Raw genomic sequence first — 19,108 nt, forward strand, 5'->3', positions numbered from 1 at the left:
TTCCAATATGAAAACGACTGCTATCAGGCTCGTCGCGAGCGCTGCATTGCTGACGCTCGCCGCGTGTGCGGTGCAGCCTGCCACGCACGCGGACCTGCCGCAAACGGTCGGCGCGCTTGCACCCGACGCCTGGAACGTGGATGCACCGCAAGACAGCGTGAATGCCAACGTATGGTGGGACCAGTTCGGTGATCCGGTGATGCATCGGCTCGTCGAATCCGTGCTGACCGGCAATCTGGACGTGCAGGCCGCCGTGGAGCGTGTCAGGCAGGCGCAGGATCTCGCCACGCAGAATCGCGCGGCATTGCTGCCTGAGCTGAATGCCGGCGCCAACGCAGCCTACTCCCGGCAGAACACGCCGCCGCCACTGGGCTACGTGCGTCAGGCCGGTGTCGGTTTGACAGCCAGTTGGACTCCGGACGTTTTCGGCGGCGAGCGTCTCGCCGTTCTGGCGGCGCAGGCCCAGGTGTCGGGCAAGCAGTCCGCACTGAACGAGGTGCGGCTCGCGCTTGCTGCGAATACAGCAGCCGCCTATATCGACCTGCGCTGGGCACAGGCGCAATTGCAAATTCTTCTGGATAACGAACAGATTCGCGAGCGCGCGCTCAAACTCACGCAACAACGTTTGCACTACGGCCTGTCGTCGCAGCTCGATGTGGCGCGCGCGCAAAACCAGTTGGACGACTTGCAGGCACAGATTCCACGCGTGCAGACCGTCGTGCAGCATCAGCTCAGTCTGATCGCGGTCTACTCGGGACGCACGCCGGAAAGTGTGGATAGCCTGCTACTCGCCGTCGCTCGCGACATTCCGGCGCCGGCGCAGCGCGTGCCGCAAACGCTGCCTTCCGAAGCGCTGTTGCAGCGCCCCGACGTGCGCACGGCCTATGCAACGGTCGAGCAGCGCGCGGCCGAAGTGGGCGTCTCGAAGGCGGAGCGCTATCCGAAGTTCAAGCTCAATCTCGCCGATGGCTTGTTGGCGTCGTCGTATCTTGGACTGCCTACGCTGACCGACAATCTGTTTAGTGCGGCATTGAGCGCGACGAGCCCGATCTTCAACGCAGGCCGCATCAGCGCGAATATCGACGCGAGCGAGAGCAGAATGCGTGAATCGCAGCTCGGCTTGCGCCAGACCATGCTGCAGGCGCTAAAGGAAATCGAGGACAACCGCAGTGAACTGGTAAGCGGCGCCGCGCAGGTACAAAGGCTCGGAGGCGCGCTGGATGCGTCGAACCATGCGCTGCGTCTGTCGACCGAGCTGTATATAGGAGGCGCGTCCAGTTTCCTCGACGTGCTCGCCGCGCAGGAGGCGTATTTGCGCGACGCTGAATCGTTGAATCAGGCACGGCGTGAGCACGCGCTCGCTGCGGTCGCGCTTTACCGCGCGCTTGGCGGCGGCTGGGACGTGCCCCAGACCGTGACGGCGGTTTCGGCGAGCAACTGAGGTCTCACGTGAGGTGAAGAGCCGCGAATGGCAGGGCTTGCAGGCATGGAGAATGCGTACGGAAGGTCGAGCGAGTCGGGCGGTCGAGTCGGGTGGTCGGTCATGCCTCGCTGGCGATACAATCCGATGCATATCCCGCAGTCGACGAGGTCACCATGGCGCGGCCATTTTTCACGATCGGGCATTCCACGCGTACGCTTCCCGAATTGATCGATCTGCTGAAAGATTCGGAGGTCGAATTATTGGTCGACGTGCGCAGCATTCCTCGCTCGCGGACCAATCCTCAATTTAATCGCGATACGTTGCCGCATTCGCTGGCCCCCGCGCATATCGACTATGTGCACCTCGCGGAGCTGGGCGGGCGGCGTAGCCGCCGCAAAGACGAAGGGCCGTCGGTGAACGGCTACTGGACGCATCCGGCGTTTCGCAATTATGCCGATTACGCCATGACGGCGGCCTTTCAAAAGGGGCTTGCGGAGCTGCGTGAGCTGGGCCACCGCTGTCGCTGCGCGATCATGTGCTCGGAAGCCGTGTGGTGGCGTTGTCACCGGCGCATCATTACCGACTACCTGTTGATGCGCGGCGAAACGGTATGTCACATCATGGGCCCGCATCACGTTGACCCCGCAACCGTCACGCCGGCAGCACAGGCGCAGCCGGACGGGCGGTTGGTCTATCCGGCCGAATCCGCTTCGCCCTGAAGCGGATCGGATAGCGGCGGGCCGGGCCTAGCCTGCCTTTCCGACCGGAGCGAAGCGGCGTTTGCTGCGCGCCGGTGCGAGACGGCGGAACCGCTCTCTCTTGTGTTCTTCTTCGAAATGGCTGAGCGACGGCTTGACGAGGTCACTGCGCGAGACGATGCCAATGAGGCGCAGGGACTTCGCGTCTGCGACTACAGGCAGCCGCTCAAGGCCGTGTACCGCGAGTCTTGTCGCAACCAGGCGACATGTTTCGGATGGCAAAGCAAATGCAAGCGAGCGCTGACCGAACACGTTCGCGACGCTCATGGCAATCCGCAGTTCGGGGTCTGCATCGCGGAACTGTTCGAGCAACGCACGATCGGCCACGCCGACCACCGCGCCGTCACGCACGACAGGATATGCACGCCGGGTTTGCTTCGTGCCAAAGAAATTGTCCAGCACCGCGCCGACCGTCATGTCCGCGTCGATCGAATCGACCGAGGCGGTCATCACCTCATCCACATGATGGCGTTCCAGCGGATCTACGCCGTATTCGCGATAGATGTGATAGCCGCGTCGGGCGATTTTCTCCGTCATGATCGAGCGGCGCATGGTCACCGTGGCAAAGCCGTGCGCAACCAGCGTCGCGGTGAGGAGCGGCAGCAGGGCGTTGGCGTCGTGCGTGAGACCGAATGCGAACACGATTGCGGTAAGCGGCGCGCCAAGCGTGGCACCGAGGGTCGCGGCCATGCACACCAGCGGCCACAACGCAGGTTGATTGCCCGGCAGCCAGTGCGACAGGACGGTCCCGAGTCCCGCGCCGAGCATGAGCAGCGGCGCGAGCACGCCGCCTGACGTGCCGGACCCGAGCGCGACGACCCACATGACGGCCTTCACCGCGAGCAGCGCGATAGCAATCTGCAGCGCGATGTGCTGATGCAGCAGATCGCCGATCACGTCATAGCCCACGCCGAGGGCGCGCGGCTCGAGCCATCCGCCGATGCCTACTACGATGCCGCCGAGAGCGGGCCACCACATCCAGTGGACGGGCAATTTGCCGAACAGATCTTCGGTCTTGTAGAGCGAGGCGGACAGTCCTGACGCGAGCGCACCGGATAAAAGCCCTGCAATCAGGCAGGAAAACAGCGACCAGCCATCGGGTGCGGCGGTTTCGAGCGGAAACAGCGGACCAGCGCCGAAAAATGCCGCGCGCGCAAAACCGGCCACGGCGCAGGCCACCGCCACCGGCAGGAAGCTGCGGGGCCGCCATTCGAACAGCAGCAATTCCACCGCGAGCAGTACCGCCGCGAGCGGTGTGCCGAATACGGCCGTCATGCCTGCCGCGGCGCCCGCGACCAGTAGCGTCTTGCGTTCCGCCGACGTGACCTTCACGCATTGCGCGATCAGGGAGCCGAGTGCGCCCCCGGTCATGATGATCGGGCCTTCCGCGCCGAACGGTCCGCCGCTGCCGATCACGATGCCGGACGACAGCGGCTTGAGGACAGCCACTTTCGACGACATTTTGCTCTTGCCGAACAGGATCGCTTCGATCGCCTCGGGAATGCCATGGCCGCGAATTTTTTCCGAACCGAAGCGGGCCATCAATCCGACGATAAGCCCGCCCACCACGGGCACGCCAATCACCCACAAGCCCACGTTGTTATGCGCCGGCGAATGTTCGACGAACGACAGCGTGCCGAAGAAGAACAGGTTCGTGAACAGATGAATCAGATTCAGCAGCACGAACGCTGCCAGCGTACTCACCGCGCCGATGCATGCCGCCAGCGCGAAAATGCCCGGCAGCCGTGCGTTCGCGGAAAAATCCCGCTTGTGGGAGTCCATGGTCATAGTTAGTCGAGGTCGATCTGAGGAACCTGGAATGCGCCTTTCAGCGATTTCAACTCGGCGCGATGCAGCTCCGCCAGTCTTGCGAGCACACGCTCGCCGGCTTTTTCAATGTGCACTTCAACCTGACGGCGGTCCGTTTCGCTAGTCTGGCGGCGCACGAGATTGAGCGCCTCGCAGCGCGATACGAGCGCGACCACGCCGTGATGCTGGGCCTGCAGCCGCTCCGCCAGTTCGCCGATGGTCGCCCAGTCGCGCTCCGGATATCCCTTGATATGCAGGAGCAGCAGATATTGCAGCGGCGTGATGCCTTCGCTCTGCGCGGCCTGCTCCGAGAAGCGCTCGAAGCGCCGCATCTGATAGCGGAACTCCGACAGTTGCTCAAAGTCGGCTTTGCGCAGCCCGCGAGCCCGTTCTTTCATTGTTCGTCCGCCAGCGTGGATAAACGATAATTATATCATAAAATGACGTAATCGGCAGAATTCGATCCCTCAAGCCGCGTGCTGCGCCTTCACCACGGTCTGCCGATACAGTCCGGAGATCAGGTCCACCTGCGTAATCATGCCGACTACATGTCCGGTGAAATCGAGTACAGGAATATGGTGGTGGCCGTAGTTTGCGAACATGGGTACGAGGTCGGTGATCGGCGCGTTTGCCTTGACCGTGCAGACGTCGGTCGTCATCACATTGCCCACGTTTGGCGCACGCAGCGCGTCGCCGCGCAGCCAGCCGTCGAAATAGGCGATGAACGGCGCGAACTGGCCGAAGATTCGTTTATCGACAAGGTCGGCACGCGTCACGATACCCACCAAAGTGCGTTCCTCGTCGATCACCGGCAGCGCTTTGACCTTGTTGCGTTTGAGCAGTGCCCACGCTGCGACCGCACGCGTGCTGGCCGACACCGATACGACTTGACGCGACATGATGTCTTCGCAGGTCAACTCGTTGAAGCTGCGCGAGAAGGCATGAAGCTGCGTCTCGCGCAGCAGGGATTCGAGGTCGTCCGGATCGATGTCGAGCATTTCGCTGCGGCGCTTGAGCACCGCTTCGAGATCGGCGCGTGTGAAGCCGGCGCGAGAGTCCGCGCCGGCGGCGCTGGCCGCCGCGCCGCGCGCCGCGCGGGCCGAATGCGGATAGCGGTGGCCGGTCGCCGCGTGATAGGCGATCGCGGCGGCAAGCAGCGCAGCCGACTGTATGAAGATCGGTTCGAGCACGAACCGATAGCCGAGAGCATGAATGGCGGGCCCGCCGAGCACCGCGGTCAGGGCCACCGCGCCCGACGGCGGGTGCACGCAGCGAAGCGCGAACATGCCGCAGATCGCCAGCGCGACCGCCATTGCGGCCGCCAGTGTCGGGTCGGCAATCACGTTCGCGCACGTCACGCCGATCGTCGCCGAAACCAGATTTCCGCCGATGATCGACCAAGGCTGCGCGAGCGGACTTGCCGGTACCGCGAACAGCAACACCGCGGAAGCGCCCATGGGTGCAACCAGCAGCGGAATGTTCGTGCCGGGCCCCAACAGCAGATACATCGAGCCACCGGTAAATGCGATGCCGAGCAGCGCGCCCAGACATGAACGCGCGCGCTCCTGCAATTGCACTGTAACGGGGGCGGGAATAAAGCTGGAGAACCAGCGCAGGACGAGAGTGCGGGACAAAGTGCGGGAAAAACTGCGAAAAAAGGGAGTGAGCCGATTGTGCTGGAGTGCGACGATACTAGGGAAACCCCGGTGAGCGCGAATACCGTCTGGTCATAATTATATTTCAATATGATATAAACGGCCGGCACGTGGAGAGCGGTGGGCCGTCGAGGAGCAGACTCCGATCCCATGGGCAGGGCTTACGCGCGTTGCGCGGCGCAGGCTTCGGGTAGATTGCACCTGCCATTTAAATCACAACGTGATATAAATATTCAGAAACAGGCTTACCGCCTGTGCGGGCGCGCCATGGCCCGTGTCTGACCACGTGGCGCGACGCGGTGCATAAAAAAGGAGCCATCATGCTGATCACTTTTCAATCCACTGCATCACCGGACGTTGTGATGCTTCGGGACCTCGCTCAATATCTATTGGGCCTGATCGGTAAGCGTCTGAGCGAGCGGGGCGTGATCATGCACGACGAACTGCCGGCCGCGATCGACCGGCTGGAGTCGGCAATCACGGAAGACGCCAGCGCGGAAGTCGCGCTGGAAGCGCTGCATCGTTCGCCGGGTAACCGGCGGGAGCCGAGCAATGGTCTGTCGCAGCGCGCGTGGCCGTTTCTGGACATGTTGCGCGAAGCCCGCAAGCGCGGCGCGGACATCATCTGGGGACTGTAGGCGGTTGTTGACGGTTGGCCTGGTGCAAGGCCAACCGGCTGTGCTGTCTGCTCGGGTGAAGAGCGGCACGGCTTCGATCAGCGACATATACTGAATTGTGCGGGCTGGGATCTGTCTTCCTGCATGCGCCGATTGCATTCGGCGCATTGCCGCGCATCGAGATAGGGGGGACGACATGTCGGCCTTCAACCGCATTCTTCTCTGTTACGACGGAACCCGCGAGGGGCAGCACGCGCTGGCAGACGGCGCCCGGCTCGCGCGCGATCTCGCGGCGCAAGTCCACGTGCTTTCCGTGATCAACAATTCCACGTGGGTGCAGGGCGCGGATATCACTTCCGCCATACCGGCGAACCTGATCAGCGACTCGGTCAAAAGCGTGCTCGACGAAGGTCTGAAGAAGCTGGCCGCGAAGGGCATTCACGCGACAGGCCACTTTGCAATAGGCGATCCGCTGGATCAGATTCCTCACTTCGCCAAAGAGCTCAACGTCGATCTGATCGTGGTGGGACACCACAAAGCCGGCAGGCTCGCGCGATGGTGGGGAGGCCGGACCGATGGGCTGCTGCTCGACCGCGTGAGTTGCAGCGTGCTCGTTACGATGGGGCCGGAAGTCGAATCCCGCGAGCCGGAGGCGGAAAACGCCGGGCACGCGGAATCCGGTGCAGCAGCGCCCCGAGTCGAGCATTCGTGACACGCGCGGCGGTGCCGCGCAGCAAAGATAGAAGCAAGCCGCACCGTTCAGCAGATGTCCTGGCCGCCGTTGGCGTGTTCAATTTCGTTGACCTGATCGATCGCCGCGTTGCGGGCATACATGTACGTGCGATTGTACGGATAGTCGCTGCGAGCCCATGGCATGTGGCCGGTTGCGCCGTCGTCCGTTGTCACGGACTCTGCGGGACGCGAAGCGACGATCTGGAACAGCGACGTCCAGCCGTGCTCGAATCCCATGGCCGACCCGGCAAGATACAGCCGGTAAGCGCGAATGACTTTTTCCGCGTCGTTGCCGAGAATGCGGCGCGCCTCGTCGAGATGCGCCTCGAGCGCATCGGCCCAATGCCATAGCGTGCGCGCGTAATGCGGCCGCAGGCACTCCGCGTCCACCGGTTCGAGATTGCCGCGCGTCATGGCGTCCATCATGACGCTCACATGGACGAGCTGGCCGCCCGGAAAGATGTACCTGTCGATGAACTCGCCCATGCCGCCGCCCACTTCGCCGTTTTCGACGCCGCCGGCCGTGATGCTATGGTTCATCATGAGACCGCCGGGTCTCAGCAGTCGCCGCATCTTGGCAAAATAGGCGGGCAGATTGGGACGGCCGACGTGCTCGCACATGCCCACCGAAGCGATCTTGTCGAACGGCGCCGACTCATCCACATCGCGATAATCCTGCAGCAGCATTTTTACACGCCCTTGCAGTCCCTTTTCCTCGATCAGCCGGTTGACGTAAGCGTGCTGGTTCTTCGACAGCGTGATGCCCGTGGCGGCCACGCCGTAGTGTTCGGCAGCCCACAGCAGCAGCGCGCCCCAACCGGCACCCACGTCGAGAAAGCGTTCGCCGGAACGGAGCATCAGTTTCCTGCAGATGTGATCGAGCTTGGCCTGCTGCGCTTCAGCAAGCGCCATGTCCGGCGACGAAAAATAGGCGCACGAGTACACGCGCAACGGGTCTAGCCAGAGGGCGTAGAAATCGTCGGAGATATCGTAATGATGCTGGATTTGCGCGGCGTCCTTCGCGCGGCTGTGATGCGTGCGCTCCCAGATCGCGCGGCGCGTGCGGCTCACGCGCTCGAGCAGCCATCCGTGCGTTTCGTGTGTAGGATCGCCGCGCAGCAAAGCGGGCGCCGCGGCCATGAGGTCATGCAGATCGCCTTCGATTTCGAGCCGGCCTTCCACATAGTCTTCCGCCAGCCGGCCAATCGCACCTTGCCGCAGATGCAGCAATGCCCGCATATCGCGGATTTCGAACGACAGACGCGGCTCTGGCGCGCCGATGCGCTGGCCGTCGGGCAGCGACACAGAGCAGGGCACCGGCATGCCGGCGATCTGTTGTTCCGCGGGCGAACGCAAAAGGCTCCAGAGCGTCATGGCGTCGACTCCTTCAAAAGCGTCGGTGTGTTGGCCAAGCATCATTCATGCCGCGAAAGCCTATCGGCCGGCGACCATGATCGGCCTGCCGCGCAGTTCAATCCGCAGTTAAATCAGTAGACGCGGCGATAACACTTAGCTATCCGGATCTTTACCGACGGCGCAAGCCTCATGCTTCTCAGGGTTTTCCATTGTCGTGAACAGGCCGGGGAGCGCGACGAACGACGTTGCACTCGCAACGAGAGCCTGCTCTTCAGCCAGTCTTTCCCTCATTGCAAAGCTTTCACTACAGTGACACGATGCTTACACATGCCGGGCGCCGACGCGGACGTCCGGCGCATTCCATTAGACGTCGACACATCATGCAGCGCAGGACCTTTGTACTCGCGGCGTTGGGCATGGCCGGCATGCCCGGCCGCCCGCGCCCCATGTCGACAGCCGACTTCGAGATCGTGCATCCGCGCATCCGCACCGGCGGCGAGGTGCATGCCGCCTTTGCTCTTGCGGTGCTGGACCTGGCCATGAAGACGGCCAACGCGACGTATAGGATTCGGGAGGCCGACGTTGCGATGGAGCGCGGCCGCGCGCTCGCCGAACTGGCGGACGGCTCATCCATCAATCTTTTATGGACCAGCATGGACAGCCGCGCGGAACATGGCCTGAATGTGGTGCATATTCCGGTGAATCGCGGGCTGATCGGCTATCGCCTCTTCGTCATACGGAAGGACCGGCAGGCCGAGTTCGACCGCGTGCAGAACCTTGCCGACCTGCAGCGTTTGACGGCGGGCCAGGGGCTCGGCTGGGTGGATACGGACATTCTGCGCGACGCTGGTCTGAAGGTCGAAACGTCCAGCACGGACACGCTGCTCGCGATGACACGTGCCGGGCGGATAGATTATTACCCCAGGGGCCTGATCGAGGCCTTTCCCGAAATGGAAGCGCGCGGCGAGAGCGGCCCGGAATTGACGGTGGAAAAACGTTTGCTGTTGAAATACCGGTCGGATTTCCTTTTTTATGTCGGCCGCCGCGATCCCGCGTTGGCGTCGACCATCGAGCGGGGATTCGCGGGGGCTTATAAAAACGGCTCCTATATGCGCCTCTTCAATTCGCATCCGTACATTCAGAACGCGCTGGCGCAAGCCGATTTGCGCGAGCGGAGGGTGATCGAACTGGACAACCGGTATCTTTCCGCAGCGGATAGGAAGATTCCGGCCGAGTACTGGATGGAGTGGCCGGCCGCGCCGCGCAGCCGCTAACGGGTGCTTTGCGCGAGGCAGAAAAGCGGTGCGCACGGGGCGCGAGCCGGGGTCAGGATTTCCTTACTCGTGAATCGGGATACCCTTGGCGGATTCTCCGCGCCGCCTGACTGTTGTACGCCGGCCTTCGTTCTATGATGGGCGGGTCAAAATGGCCCAACCGGACGAGCAGAAATGATTCCGTATCTGTCGCAGCGCGAAAACGAAGTGGAGCATATCAATTCGATCTGCTTCCGGCTATTCGATATCTGGTGCGAACGGCGCTGCATTACGCCGCTCGGGTACCTGATGCATTGCTGGCCGCTCGTTGACAGCGGACCGAAGGCGATCAGGCGGGTTGGCGAAACACTGCGGGAATTGCGCAAATCGCATTACACGGAACTGGATGGCGACGCCGCGGCCATGCTGCGGGAGCTCGCGGATTGCGTAGACGACCTGCTGCTTCGCGTCGTCCACGAGCCCCCGGCGGTGAGGGGAATCCGGCTGTCGTCGTGAATCGAATGCAGCAGATTGGGCACGGAAACGGGCAACGCTCTCGCATGGCGTCATAACGGGCAATAACTGGCAAAAAAAGCGGCTCTTCGACGCAGGCGCTGAAAAACTGCAATCGCCGCACGAGCGCAACACGAACTGACATCACCATGCTTGCGGGGCAATATGGCTGTCAACCTCATGGGGGAGTGGCGGTATCCGCTCAGGCGGTTGCGGCACAGTGTCGTGCTCAGGCTTCTCGCGATCACGATTCTGTTTAGTTGCGTGCTCACCTTGTTGTTGACCGCGCTGCAGATCGAGCGCGACTACAGCGCAGGCATCGCGCTGATCGAGAACCGCCTCTCGGACATCGACAAAAGCTATCGCGACAGCCTCAGCGAGGCGCTGTGGCGGCTCGACGACGCGCAACTGCGGCTCGAACTCGGCGGCATTGTGCGCCTCCCGGACATCGGAACGGCGCAGGTGCGCCAGGCGGGAAGCGGTACTGCACCGTTGATCGTGTCCGCCGGCCGGCCGGCAAGCGGCCCGGCCATCACACGGGAGTACCCGCTCGTGTATCGCGTGCTCGGCAAGGAGCAACGCATCGGCACGCTCTACGTGCAGGCGACGTTAAGGGATCTCTACGACGATCTCACCCACACGGCGCTGACCATTCTCGTCACGCAGGCCGCGAATATCTTCCTGGTTTCTCTTTTTATCTTCTACATTCTGACGCGGCTCGTGACGCGTCATCTTATGGTGCTCGCGCATACCGTCGAAGAGTACGACTTTCGCAAGCCCGCCCAACCCCTGAAGCTGAACCGGCGCGCGCCCCGTGAGCCCGACGAACTCGAGCGCGTGGTGAGCGCCTTTAACTCGATGGCCGCGCGGCTGCATCGCGGGTATCTCGACGAACGCGACGCGGCGGTGGAGCGCGAGGCACGCCGTTCCGCGGAGGCGGCAAACCGCGCGAAAGGCGAATTTCTGGCGAACATGAGCCACGAATTGCGCACGCCGCTGAATGCGATTCTCGGTTATGCGCAGATCTTGCGGCGCGACACGAGCCTGAGCGCGCAGCATCGCGAAGGCGTCGGCGTGATTCAACGCAGTGGCGAACATTTGCTCGCACTGATCGGCGATGCACTCGATTTCGCGCGCGTCGAAGCGGGCCGTTTGCGCATCGAGATGGCCGATGTGCCGCTCGCGGGCACGCTCGACGCCATCCGCGAGATCATTGAAGTGAAGGTGGCGCAGAAACACGTCGATTTCATCTGGCGTGTGGCGCCCGACGTGCCGGAGGCCGTGCGCGCCGACGAACGGCGCTTGCGTCAGGTGCTCTTGAATCTGCTCGTGAATGCGTTCAACTTTACCGATCAGGGCAGCGTGAGCCTGCTCATCGAAATGAGCGCAATGGGCAGGGTTTGTTTCGAGGTGCGCGATACCGGCATCGGCATGGATCCGGATAAACTGCAGACTATCTTCGAGCCTTTCGAACAGATCATGCATACGGAACGCGGCACCGGCGGAACCGGGCTCGGCCTCACGATCAGTCAGCAGTTTTTGCGCGCGATGGGCAGCGAGATCCACGTGCAGAGCCTGCCTGGCCGCGGCAGCGCATTCTGGTTCGAGCTCGAGGCAGCGCCGGGGGCGCCGCTCTCCGCGCCCGCCGCGGCCTCCGGTGCGCGCATCGCGACGGGCTACAAAGGGGCGCGCCGCAAGGTGCTCGTGATCGACGACGTCCCGATGAACCGCGCGGTGATGGTCGAGTTTCTCAGCCGGCTCGGCTTCGAGATTGTCGAGGCAACCGGCGGCCGCCAGGGCCTCGCCAAAACCTTGAGCGAGCGCCCGGCGCTGATCGTGACCGACATCGTGATGGCGGATATGGACGGACTCGAGGCGACGCGCAGACTGCGCCAGGTTCAGGGCTTCGCCGAGGTGCCGGTGATTGCCACTTCCGCGAGCCCGTCGGGCGCCGACGAAGAGCGCAGTCTGAAGGCCGGCGCCAATGCGTTTCTCTCGAAGCCGGTCGACTTCGACGAACTGCTCGCGCAGATCGCGCGTTTGCTCGACCTCGAATGGATCTACGCGCCGGCGGACGATCCGCGAGTCGCATTGGAAGCCTCCGCCGAGCCGTTCGTCGTCGTGCCGGACAAGGAGCTGCAGCAATTGCATCTGCTCGCGCGTCTTGGCGACATGCAGGAAATCGCGTTGTGGGCCGAGCGCGTCGCGACACACAACCCGCATTACCAGGCGTTCACCACGCGGATTCTTGCTCTCGCGAAGGGCTATCAGTCGAAGGCGCTGCTGCATCTCGTCGAGGAGCAGCTCGAAGCCAGGGCGGTACGATGAACGAGATGTCCCTGCCCGACGACGAGTCGCCCACCGTACTGATCGCGGACGACAACCCCGCGAATCTCGCCATTGTTGTCGAGAGCCTGGTGGCGCGCGGCTTCAGGGTGCTGGTCGCGCTCGACGGCCCGGAGGCGATCCAGCGCGCGCAATTCTCGCAGCCCGATCTGATTCTGCTCGACGTGCGCATGCCGGGCATCGACGGTTTCGAAACCTGCCGGCGCCTGAAGTCGGACGAACGCACCCGCAACATCGCCGTGATCTTCATGACCTCGCTGACGGGCAGCGAGGACATGGTGGAAGGTTTCTCGGCGGGCGGAGTCGATTACCTCACGAAGCCCGTCCACGTAGACGAAATGATGGCGCGCATCAGCACGCACCTTGCGCTGCGCGGCATGCACCAGAAGCTGATGGCGCAGAACCGCCAGTTGCAGGAGGAAGTGCTGGTCCGTCAGCAGGCGGAGGCTGCGTTGTCGCGCGTGCGCGACGGCCTCGAAGCGAGCGTCGCGCAGCGCACCGACGAACTCGCGCGGGCCAACGCGACGCTGCAATCGCAGATAGAGGAACGCAGACGCGCTGAAGCGCGGCTCCTCGCCAGCGAGTTCCGCTTTCGCACCATCGCCGAGACGAGTCCTGTGCCGCTGTGCATCACGTCGATGCCGGAAGGGCACATTCTGTACACCAACAAGCCATTGCGCGAGCTGTTTGGCGTCGACTATGTGACCACGCACGTCGCCAACATCGCCGAGCTGTATGCAGACCTGGCGGATCGCGACCGGCTTGTCGAACAGCTGCGACACGAGGGCAGTTTCCGCAACACCGAGCTCAGGTTCAGGCGGCCGGACGGCACGGTGTTCTGGGCGATCGCGACCGCGCGCGTCGCGACTTACGACGACGCGCCCGCCATCTTCGTCGGCTTGAACGACATTACCGAGCGCAAGCGCATCGAGCAGGAACTGGTGGAGTCGCGTGAGCAACTGCGCGAATTGTCCGCGTATATGGAAGCCATTCGCGAAGAAGAGCGAAAGCGCATCGCGATGGAAGTTCACGACGAACTGGGCCAGCTGCTGACGGCGCTCAAGATGGACGTCTCGCTGCTCAAAATGCGGCTTCCCGGCGATCAGGAAGTGGCAAAGCGGGCCGACGACATGCGCGAGCTGGTCGAGAGAACCATCTGGATGGTGCGCAATGTGGCGAGTCATTTGCGGCCGGCCGCGCTCAATTACGGTATCGTGTCGGCGCTCGAATGGCTCGTCGACGATTTCGGGCGGCGCAGCGGGCTTGCCTGCCAGTTCCGGCTCAACGGCAACGAGCCGGTGCTCTCCGATGCGCACGCCACGGCGATGTTTCGCATCGTGCAGGCATCGCTCACCAATGTTGCACGTCACGCGTGCGCGACGCGCGCGGACGTCACGCTCACGAGCACGCCGACTGCCCTGGATCTGCATGTCAGCGACGACGGCTGCGGCTTCGACCAGGAGGCGGCGCGCAGAGACTATTCATACGGACTGCTCGGCATGAGCGAGCGGGCGCGTCTGATCGGCGGGTCCTTGCTGATCGACAGCGCGCCGGGCACCGGCACTTCGGTTTCGATTCATATACCGCTTCAGGATGGGCTTTAAACATGATCAACCTTTTGATTGCCGACGATCACCCGCTGGTGCGCGGAGGTCTCAAGCAGATAATCGAAACCACTCCGGATATCGTGGTGGCCGGCGAAGCAGCCCAAGGTTCCGAAGTCATCGAAAAGCTGCGTAGCTGCCAGGTCGATCTGCTGTTGCTCGACATGACGATGCCAGGCATCAGCGGTGTGGACCTGATCCGGCGCGTGCGGGCAGAGCGCCCGTCGCTGCCGGTGCTCGTGCTGAGCATCCATAACGAGGCGCAGGTTGTCTCGCGCGCGCTGCGTGCGGGCGCAACCGGTTATGTCACGAAGGACAGCAACCCCGACGTGCTGCTTGCGGCGATTCGCAAGCTGGCGGAAGGCGGGCGCTTCATCGACCCGAAGCTCGTGGAAGGCATCGTGTTCGAAACCTATTCGGGTGATGCCCCGCCGCATGAAATCCTGTCTGACCGCGAGTTTCAGGTGCTGCAAATGCTCGCGCTCGGCAAGAGCCTGAATGAAATCGCCGACGCCTTCGCACTCAGCGCCAAAACGATCAGCACGCACAAAATGCGGCTCATGCAGAAGCTCGGACTCGCCAACAATGCGGACCTGATTCGCTATGCCATCCGGCACGGACTCGTCGCCGAATAGGTAATTTTGGCGCGTCAGGAAAATCTGAGTGGCAAAACAGACATTCCTGAACTGACATTCCGCCGCCGCCGATGGAGGCGCTGCCAACACCATCCTACGATGCATTATGGGAACCGGCGGAGGACCTATGGCAGCGTCAGAGCGATCATTGCGCGAACTCATCGAGAAGTGGCTGGATGCGAGCGGCGCAGCCTCGGTCCGTATTCAGTTACAGCCGTCCCCGCGCCGAGGCATCAGGCGCTGTGTGTGTGTCGAGGCACAGCGCGAGACCGGCGTGCTCACACTGTTTTTCTTTCGACACGACGACGGCTTCTGGCACGTGTTTCCGCCTGTCGAGCGGCCGGCCATGAAGGTAACCATGATGGCCGCGTAAGCGGCGAGTTGCGTGACGGAGACAGAATCATGACCCACGAATGGGGTTTGGTGTCGCCGGAAGTCCTGGCACTGCGCATGTGGATGAGCGTGTGGTACGACCATGCGGTCGTGTCCGGTTTCATTCGCGCGCCGTTCGAACTGAAAGACGCCGACGCCGAGCGGCTCGAAGGGTACTTCAGCCTCGGCCTTACACCGCAGGAAGGCGCTGTGGTGTTTTTTTCCAAATCACACTGATTCGCCCCTCAAACATTTCTCTCGCACAGCAGTTTCGTTTAGCATCAGTGCCACATTCATATGAAGAACGCGAGACATGGCACTTATCGCTCGCAACGTACTCGGCATTGCCGTACTGCTCCTGATCGCTTTTATCTTTTCGACCAATCGGCGCGCCATTCGCTTACGAACTGTAAGTAGCGCGCTGCTCGCGCAGATCTGTATCGGCGCATTCATTCTGTTCGTGCCGCTCGGCAAGACGATTCTCGCGGCCGCGGCGGCCGGCGTGAACAGCGTGCTCGGCTACGGCAATGCGGGCATCGAGTTCCTGTTCGGCGGCCTCGTGCAGGCGAGGATGTTCCAGGTGTTCGGCAACGGCGGCTTCGTGTTTGCGGTGCGCGTGCTGCCGGCCATCATCTTCGTGACCGCGCTGATTTCGGTGCTGTACTACCTGGGCGTCATGCGCTGGATCGTGATCGTGCTCGGCACGGTGTTCCAGAAGCTGCTCGGCGTGTCGAAGCTCGAATCGTTTTCGGCCGTCACGACCATCTTTCTTGGTCAAAGCGAAATGCCCGCGGTCGTCAAACCCTTCACACGCGACATGACGGGCGCCGAACTCTTCGCGGTGATGTCGAGCGGCATGGCGGCCGTCGCCGGCTCCGTACTCGCGGGTTATGCGGGACTCGGCGTACGAATCGAATACCTGCTCGCGGCGTCGTTCATGGCCGTGCCCGGCGGCTTGCTGTTCGCCAAGATCATTCATCCGTCCACGGAAGCAAGCCGCGTCCATCTCGAGAACCTCAACTTCGACGAAAAGCGTCCCGCGAACGTGATCGAAGCCGCGAGCTCGGGCGCCACCGTCGGCCTGAAAATCGCGGTGATGGTGGGCGCCATGCTGATCGCATTCGTCGGCCTGATTGCGTTGCTCAACGGACTCGTGGGCGGCATCGGCGGCTGGTTCGGGCGCCCGGATCTGTCCATGCAATCCATCCTCGGCATGGTGTTCGCACCGCTCGCGTGGCTGATCGGCGTGCCCTGGAGCGAGGCCGCGATTGCCGGCAATTTTCTTGGGCAGAAAATCATCCTCAACGAATTCGTTGCGTATGCATCTTTGTCGCCGTATCTGAAGGATGCGGCGAGCGTGACTGCGGCCGGTCTGCAGACGCTCGATCCGCGCACGCTTGCTATCCTGTCGTTTGCGTTATGCGGCTTTGCGAACTTTGCGTCGATCGCGGTGCTGACTGGCGGCTTTAGCGCCGTCGCGCCGGAACGCCGCGCCGAAGTCGCGCGCTACGGCTTGCGTGTGGTGCTCGCGGCAACGCTCTCCAACCTGATGAGCGCGACCATCGCGGGCATGTTCATTACGCTCAATTGATTCGAGGATGTCCTGCATGAACATGGAACAACTGTTGGCGCGCGCGGGCGTGGCGCGAGAAAAAGCCTATGCGCCGTATTCGAAATTCAAGGTCGGCGCGGCCTTGCTGACTCATGACGGCCGGGTATTCGACGGCTGCAATGTGGAGAACGCGTCGTACGGTTTGTGCAATTGCGCTGAACGTACCGCGTTTTTCAGCGCGATCGCTGCGGGCTATCAGCGCGACCAGTTTGCCGCGCTCGCAGTGATCGGCGATACCGATGGTCCCATTGCGCCGTGCGGCGCGTGCCGTCAGGTGATTATCGAACTGGGCGGGCCAGAATTGCCGATTCGTCTCGGCAACCTGAAGGGCGCGACGCGCGACACGACCGCGCGTGAACAATTGCCGGACGCGTTCTATTTATGAGCAAACACAAGCTGATCTACGACACCGACCCCGGTGTGGACGACGCGATGGCCCTCGTGTTCCAGGCGCTGCATCCGGACATCGAATTGCTCGGGCTCACAAGTGTATTCGGCAACGCGACGATCGAAACGACCACGCATAACGCGCGCTTTCTCGCGGGCCGCTTCGCGCCCGGCGTACCGGTCGCGCGCGGGGCCGTCGCGCCGCTCAGGCGCGCCGCGCCTGAGCCGCTCGCGTGGATTCACGGCGACAACGGACTCGGCAACATCACGCTCGGCGATTCACCTGCCGCACCGCTGGATGCGCGGCCCGCGCACCGATTCATCATCGACACGGTGCGCGCGCATCCTGGCGAGGTCTCATTGCTGGCCGTCGGCCCGCTGACGAATCTCGCCCTCGCGCTCGCCGACGATCCGCAGATCGCGCCGCTCGTGAAGCAGGTGGTGGTCATGGGCGGCGCGTTCGGCACCGACGGCGTGCTCGGCAACGTCACGCCCGCGGCCGAAGCCAACGTTCTCGGCGACCCCGACGCCGCGGACATCGTGTTCGGCGCGGCCTGGCCCGTCGTTATCGTCGGTCTGGACGTTACGCAGCGCACCATCATGAGCCGGGACTATCTTGCGTCGATTCGCGATCGCGGCGGCCGAGCCGGGCAGTTTGTCTGGGACGTGTCGCGCCATTACGAGGCGTTCCATCAGGAAAGCGCGCAGCTCAAGGGTATTTACGTGCACGACTCGTCGGCGGTGGCCTATGTGCTCGCGCCGCATCTGTACACCACACGCAGCGGCCCTGTGCGGGTGTTGACGGAGGGCATCGCCGTCGGTCAGACCCTACAGAAGCCCTCCACCATGCCGGTGCCCGCGCCCGCGTGGGACGGGCGCCCCGCGTGCAAGGTGTGTGTGGGCGCGGACGTGCCCGGCATGCTCGCGCTGTACGAGCAAACGCTCTGCGCGAAGCCGTGAGCGGCTGAGAGCGGGGCGGCGAGTCGCCTGCTACGTGCACGTGATGCCTGAGCCGCGCGGCGCCTGCGTGCTTGTCCGATGCATTGCGCCAATCTTTGCTACATTGCTTCGAGCGACGACATTCACTCGAGAGGCCAAAGATGCGAATTCTGGTTGTAGGGGCGGGCGCCGTGGGCGGCTACTTCGGCGGACGGCTCGCAGCGGCAGGACAGGACGTGACTTTTCTCGTGCGAGCCGGCCGGGCGGAAAGACTTCAGCGCGATGGCCTCGTGATCAGAAGTTCGCGCGGCGATCTCACGTTGCATGACGTGAAAACGATTCTGGCAGGCGTGAGCGCCGAACCCTTCGACGTCGTGCTGCTGAGCTGCAAGGCCTACAGTCTGGACGACGCCATCGATTCGTTCGCGCCGCTCGTGGGCGAATCGACACTGATCCTGCCGATGCTCAACGGCATGCGCCATATCGACGTGCTGACGCAGAAGTTCGGCGAAGCGCGCGTGCTCGGCGGGCAATGTGTCATTGCGGCCACGCTCAACGCCGATCAGCAGATCGTGCATCGGAACGACACGCACGCGCTCACGCTAGGCGAACTGGCGGGCGGCGTCTCGGAGCGCGCGCAGTCTATTGCCGACGCCATGGCCGATGCGAATTTCGACGTGTTGGTCAGCGACAACATCCTGTTGCGCATGTGGGAAAAGTGGGTGTTTCTCGCCACGCTCGCGGCGAGCACCTGTTTGATGCGCGGCTCCATCGGCGATATTCTTTCCGCGCCGGACGGCAGGCACGTCATCGAAACGCTGCTCGGCGAGGCCCGCGCGGTGGCGCAGCATAACGGTTTCACCATGGCGCCGGACTTCGATGCGCGCGCCACGCAAATGCTGTTTACGCCCTCGCAGCTCACCGCTTCCATGTTGCGCGACGTGGAAAACCACTCGCATACCGAGGCGGATCATATTCTCGGCGATCTGATCGCGCGCGGCGGCGAGGCGCAGCAGACCGAGGAGGCTTTGTCGTTGCTGCGTATCGCGTATAGCCATCTGAAGACCTATGAAGCGAGGCAAACGCGTACGTCGTGA

The 19,108-nt window shown here is 62.9% G+C and carries 19 protein-coding genes; 15 read left to right on the top strand and 4 right to left on the bottom strand.

From position 1 onward, the window contains the following. The first annotated feature begins 7 nt into the window (after positions 1-7). Together ACEN8U_RS04865 and ACEN8U_RS04870 are read left to right on the top strand one after the other, a co-directional pair. Positions 8-1,441: an efflux transporter outer membrane subunit gene (locus ACEN8U_RS04865; protein ID WP_310108528.1), complete on the top strand. Its 1,434-nt coding sequence runs from the start codon at positions 8-10 to the stop codon at positions 1,439-1,441. Positions 1,442-1,596: 155 nt separating this feature from the next. Beyond that, entirely contained in the window at positions 1,597-2,142 is a 546-nt protein-coding gene (locus ACEN8U_RS04870; protein ID WP_310108795.1) for a DUF488 domain-containing protein, read from the top strand. Between the two features lie 27 nt (positions 2,143-2,169). On the opposite strand, the gene ACEN8U_RS04875 is transcribed toward ACEN8U_RS04870, so the two are convergent. The 3 genes from ACEN8U_RS04875 to ACEN8U_RS04885 form a co-directional block, all read right to left on the bottom strand. Further along, positions 2,170-3,969, bottom strand: coding sequence for a chloride channel protein (locus ACEN8U_RS04875; protein WP_413657398.1), 1,800 nt, complete (start codon positions 3,967-3,969; stop codon positions 2,170-2,172). Between the two features lie 2 nt (positions 3,970-3,971). Beyond that, positions 3,972-4,388: a helix-turn-helix domain-containing protein gene (locus ACEN8U_RS04880; protein ID WP_310108523.1), complete on the bottom strand. Its 417-nt coding sequence runs from the start codon at positions 4,386-4,388 to the stop codon at positions 3,972-3,974. Positions 4,389-4,457: 69 nt separating this feature from the next. Next, entirely contained in the window at positions 4,458-5,624 is a 1,167-nt protein-coding gene (locus tag ACEN8U_RS04885; RefSeq protein WP_310108521.1) for an HPP family protein, read from the bottom strand. 341 nt (positions 5,625-5,965) lie between these two features. On the opposite strand from ACEN8U_RS04885, the gene ACEN8U_RS04890 reads away from it, so the two are divergent. Further along, complete coding sequence (locus tag ACEN8U_RS04890; RefSeq protein WP_310108518.1) at positions 5,966-6,283, top strand: DUF1840 domain-containing protein; 318 nt, start codon at positions 5,966-5,968, stop codon at positions 6,281-6,283. 175 nt (positions 6,284-6,458) lie between these two features. Next, positions 6,459-6,974 carry a universal stress protein gene (locus ACEN8U_RS04895; protein ID WP_310108515.1) on the top strand — a complete coding sequence of 172 codons (516 nt, stop codon included), beginning with the start codon at positions 6,459-6,461 and terminating at the stop codon, positions 6,972-6,974. A 47-nt stretch (positions 6,975-7,021) separates the two neighbouring features. On the opposite strand, the gene ACEN8U_RS04900 is transcribed toward ACEN8U_RS04895, so the two are convergent. After that, positions 7,022-8,368 carry a class I SAM-dependent methyltransferase gene (locus ACEN8U_RS04900; RefSeq protein WP_413657401.1) on the bottom strand — a complete coding sequence of 449 codons (1,347 nt, stop codon included), beginning with the start codon at positions 8,366-8,368 and terminating at the stop codon, positions 7,022-7,024. 362 nt (positions 8,369-8,730) lie between these two features. Between ACEN8U_RS04900 and ACEN8U_RS04905 the strand changes: the two genes are divergently transcribed. The 11 genes from ACEN8U_RS04905 to panE all read left to right on the top strand — a co-directional run bounded on the left by ACEN8U_RS04905 (position 8,731) and on the right by panE (position 19,108). Then, complete coding sequence (locus tag ACEN8U_RS04905; RefSeq protein ID WP_310108511.1) at positions 8,731-9,624, top strand: hypothetical protein; 894 nt, start codon at positions 8,731-8,733, stop codon at positions 9,622-9,624. Positions 9,625-9,798: 174 nt separating this feature from the next. Next, the gene (locus ACEN8U_RS04910; RefSeq protein WP_013590732.1) at positions 9,799-10,119 is read left to right on the top strand and encodes a hypothetical protein; all 321 of its coding nucleotides are present in this window, start codon (positions 9,799-9,801) and stop codon (positions 10,117-10,119) included. A gap of 162 nt (positions 10,120-10,281) precedes the next feature. Continuing rightward, positions 10,282-12,444 (top strand): ATP-binding protein, encoded by a 2,163-nt coding sequence (locus tag ACEN8U_RS04915; RefSeq protein ID WP_310108509.1) that lies wholly within the window; start codon positions 10,282-10,284, stop codon positions 12,442-12,444. Further along, positions 12,441-14,066 (top strand): response regulator, encoded by a 1,626-nt coding sequence (locus ACEN8U_RS04920; RefSeq protein WP_310108505.1) that lies wholly within the window; start codon positions 12,441-12,443, stop codon positions 14,064-14,066. Before ACEN8U_RS04915 ends, ACEN8U_RS04920 begins: the two co-directional genes overlap by 4 nt. Positions 14,067-14,068: 2 nt before the next feature. Further along, a complete protein-coding gene (locus ACEN8U_RS04925) occupies positions 14,069-14,701 on the top strand; it encodes a response regulator transcription factor (RefSeq protein WP_013590729.1) in 633 nt (210 codons plus the stop codon). 127 nt (positions 14,702-14,828) lie between these two features. Beyond that, entirely contained in the window at positions 14,829-15,074 is a 246-nt protein-coding gene (locus tag ACEN8U_RS04930) for a hypothetical protein (RefSeq protein WP_013590728.1), read from the top strand. 29 nt (positions 15,075-15,103) lie between these two features. Then, on the top strand, positions 15,104-15,310 hold the full coding sequence (locus ACEN8U_RS04935; protein WP_013590727.1) for a hypothetical protein: 207 nt from the start codon (positions 15,104-15,106) through the stop codon (positions 15,308-15,310). 76 nt (positions 15,311-15,386) lie between these two features. After that, on the top strand, positions 15,387-16,664 hold the full coding sequence (locus ACEN8U_RS04940; protein WP_310108503.1) for a NupC/NupG family nucleoside CNT transporter: 1,278 nt from the start codon (positions 15,387-15,389) through the stop codon (positions 16,662-16,664). 16 nt (positions 16,665-16,680) lie between these two features. Beyond that, positions 16,681-17,070, top strand: coding sequence for a cytidine deaminase (locus tag ACEN8U_RS04945; protein WP_310108501.1), 390 nt, complete (start codon positions 16,681-16,683; stop codon positions 17,068-17,070). Continuing rightward, on the top strand, positions 17,067-18,032 hold the full coding sequence (locus ACEN8U_RS04950; protein WP_310108499.1) for a nucleoside hydrolase: 966 nt from the start codon (positions 17,067-17,069) through the stop codon (positions 18,030-18,032). Before ACEN8U_RS04945 ends, ACEN8U_RS04950 begins: the two co-directional genes overlap by 4 nt. 140 nt (positions 18,033-18,172) lie before the next feature. Next, on the top strand, positions 18,173-19,108 hold the full coding sequence (panE, locus tag ACEN8U_RS04955) for a 2-dehydropantoate 2-reductase (RefSeq protein WP_310108496.1): 936 nt from the start codon (positions 18,173-18,175) through the stop codon (positions 19,106-19,108).

It is taken from the genome of Paraburkholderia phenoliruptrix, from assembly GCF_047325075.1.
GTDB classification, from domain to species: domain Bacteria; phylum Pseudomonadota; class Gammaproteobacteria; order Burkholderiales; family Burkholderiaceae; genus Paraburkholderia; species Paraburkholderia phenoliruptrix.